Origin of the sequence: Limnohabitans sp. (assembly GCF_044373035.1) — a bacterium.
Lineage (GTDB): Bacteria > Pseudomonadota > Gammaproteobacteria > Burkholderiales > Burkholderiaceae_C > Limnohabitans_A.
Map to the genome: position 1 here is coordinate 1 of NZ_JBILQU010000212.1, position 2,798 is coordinate 2,798.

1 protein-coding gene and 1 pseudogene are annotated in these 2,798 nt (G+C 63.5%); both read left to right on the top strand.

Annotated features, from left to right (window positions below; all coding sequences use genetic code 11):
- Positions 1–2,480: glycosyltransferase (locus ACIQ47_RS16035; RefSeq protein ID WP_396439031.1), on the top strand; the 2,480-nt coding region annotated here is incomplete at its 5' end.
- Positions 2,477–2,798 (top strand): annotated as a pseudogene (locus ACIQ47_RS16040) (hypothetical protein); the annotation flags it as partial. The gene ACIQ47_RS16035 and the pseudogene ACIQ47_RS16040, both read left to right, overlap by 4 nt.

The window sequence follows — 2,798 nt, forward strand, 5'->3', positions numbered from 1 at the left end:
TGCATGATCTGGCCCTTGAAAAAGCCGGTTTGTCGCAAAACATCGCCACTGCTCACCAACAATTGCAGGCGCTACAGCAGCAGCAGATCGCCCTACAACAGCAACTTGGTCGCATCGAAAACTCCAAGCTCTACCGCTGGACCCGTCCACTGGCGAATTTCAAATACTCCTTAGACGGCTTGTTGGGTCGCCGCCCCACACCCTCCGATATGCCCCCGGCGATGCCCGACCTGTTGACCGCCAGCGCTCCGGCCCACAGCGCCTTGCCACGCCCCAACACCCCTGTGGACGTGATCATTCCGGTTTACCGCAGCCTCGAAGACACCCAACGCAGCGTGCTTTCAGCTCTGGCCAGCCCCTGCCAAACCGCCTGGCACCTGGTGGTCATCAACGACTGCAGCCCCGAGCCCGAAGTCAGCCAATGGCTGCGCGAGTTGGCTGCACAAGAGCCCCGCCGCATCACCCTGCTCGAAAACGAAGAAAACCTGGGCTTTGTGGCCACCGTCAACCGGGGCATGCGCCTGCACCCCGACCGCGACGTGCTGCTGCTCAACAGCGACACCGAAGTCGCCAACGACTGGCTCGACCGCATCCAGCGCGCCGCCTACAGCCGCCCCCAAGTGGCCAGCGTGACGCCGTTCTCCAACAACGCCACCCTCTGCAGCTACCCCCGGTTTTGCCAAGCCAACGACCTGCCCGCAGGCCACACCACCGCCAGCCTCGACCAGCTGTTTGCCACCCATCTGGCGGGCCACGCGGTCGAAGTGCCCACCGGCGTGGGCTTTTGCATGTACATCCGCCGCGCCTGCCTGCAAGCCATCGGCGACTTTGACGAAGCCCACTTTGGCAAAGGCTACGGCGAAGAAAACGACTTCTGCATCCGCGCCCACAACGCCGGTTGGCTCAACCTGCACACGCTCGACACCTTTGTCCGGCATGTGGGCGGCATCAGCTTTGGCGACTCCAAAAGCGAGCGCGAACTCAACGCCATGCTCACGCTGGCCCAACTGCACCCCCGCTACGACAGCGACGTGCACCGCTTCATTGGCCGCGACCCCGCCCAATGGGCACGCCGCGTCATCGACTTGGCCCGCATCACCTGCAGTAACAAGCCCGTCATCCTCAACGTCACGCACAACCGCGAAGGCGGCACCTTGCGACACCTGCAAGAAATGGGGCAGCACCTGGCCACGCACGCCACCTTCTTGCGCCTGTCGCCCGCCCCAGGCGGGGTGGAGTTGCGCCTGGAAGGTGAATTCGACAATCTGCTGCTGCACTTCAACTTGCCGCAAGACCAAGCCCGGCTGGTGCGCAGCCTGCAAGACCTGCAAGTCGCGCACATCCACTTTCACCACCTGCTGGGGCACACCCCTTTCATCAGCCAACTGCCCACCTTGCTGGGCTTGGCACACGACTTCACCCTGCACGATTACCACAGCTACTGCCCCCAAATCTCACTGACCGACGAAACGCACCGCTACTGCGGCGAACAAGGCATCGAACAATGCCGCCAATGCGTGCGGCGCAACCCCGCACCTGGTGGCCTGGACATTGACACCTGGCGCGCCCTGCACCTGCCCTTGCTTGAACAAGCCCGCACGGTCATCAGCCCCAGCGCCGACGCGGGCCAGCGCCTGCTCAAGCACATCCCCCTGGCCCCACTGCAAGTGGTGCCGCATGCACGGCTTTTGGTCCAGACACCTTGGCTCCCCTCGCCCCAGCCCAAACGCCTGGAACCCACACAAGCCCTCAAAATCGTCGTGCTGGGCGGGCTCAGCCAAATCAAAGGGGCCGACGTGGTCGAAGCGCTGGCTCTGCTGGCGGCCAAAAACAACATCCCGCTCGACATCCACCTGATTGGCTTTGGCTACCGCCAACTGCGCACCCAACCCAAAGCCCGGCTCACGGTGCACGGCCCCTATGACGACGCCGACCTGCCCCAGCTGCTGGACTGGCTGCAAGCCGATGTGGCCTGGTTCCCCGCCCTGTGGCCCGAGACCTACAGCTACACCCTGAGTGCTTGCCTGGAAAAAGGCCTGCCCATCGTGGCCCCCACATTGGGTGCTTTTGCCGAACGCCTGGCCCAACGACCCTGGTCATGGCTGTGCAATTGGCAGCAAACCCCAGCCGATTGGGCCGCTTTCTTTGATCGCATCCGGCAAGAGAACTTCCTCACCGGCCAAGGCCCCACCGCCCCTGGGCAGCCAACCTTCATGGGCCCCATGGGCCAAGACTTTGACTACCGCCTGAATTACCTGCAAGGCCTGCGCGCCGCCACCCCACCCAGCACCGAACAACTGGCCCAGCTCGCCCTGGCCATTTGCCACGCCCCCCCTGCAGCGTCCAGCCCCACTCAAACCGGCAAATCACTCGCGCTGCGCGTCCTGCAAAAACTCAAACGCTCGTCCTTGCTTGCGCCCCTGGTCAAAATCCTGCCGTTGCACTTGCAAAGGCGCATCAAATCCATGTTGCTGCGATGAACCGCGACACCGGCTTGGCCTTGTTCTTGTCAGGCGGCGTGCTCAGCGCCCTGCTGGCTCTGCCCCTGATCACGCCCATACTGCCCAGCCCCAGCCAGCCCCGGGCGATGCTGCTGGCCCCCATGATGGACTTGACACCCTGCCTGCTGAGCGAATCCGAAGCCAGTCCACAACCCACAGCACCACAGGGCCTTTTGAAAAACTGCAACGGCCCACAAGGCTCTGCAGCCGACTGGGTCCAGGCCACCTTGTCACCCTTGACGCCTTTGGCTCAAGCGCAACCCACCTGGTCATGGGGCTACACCCTCAAGGTGCCCT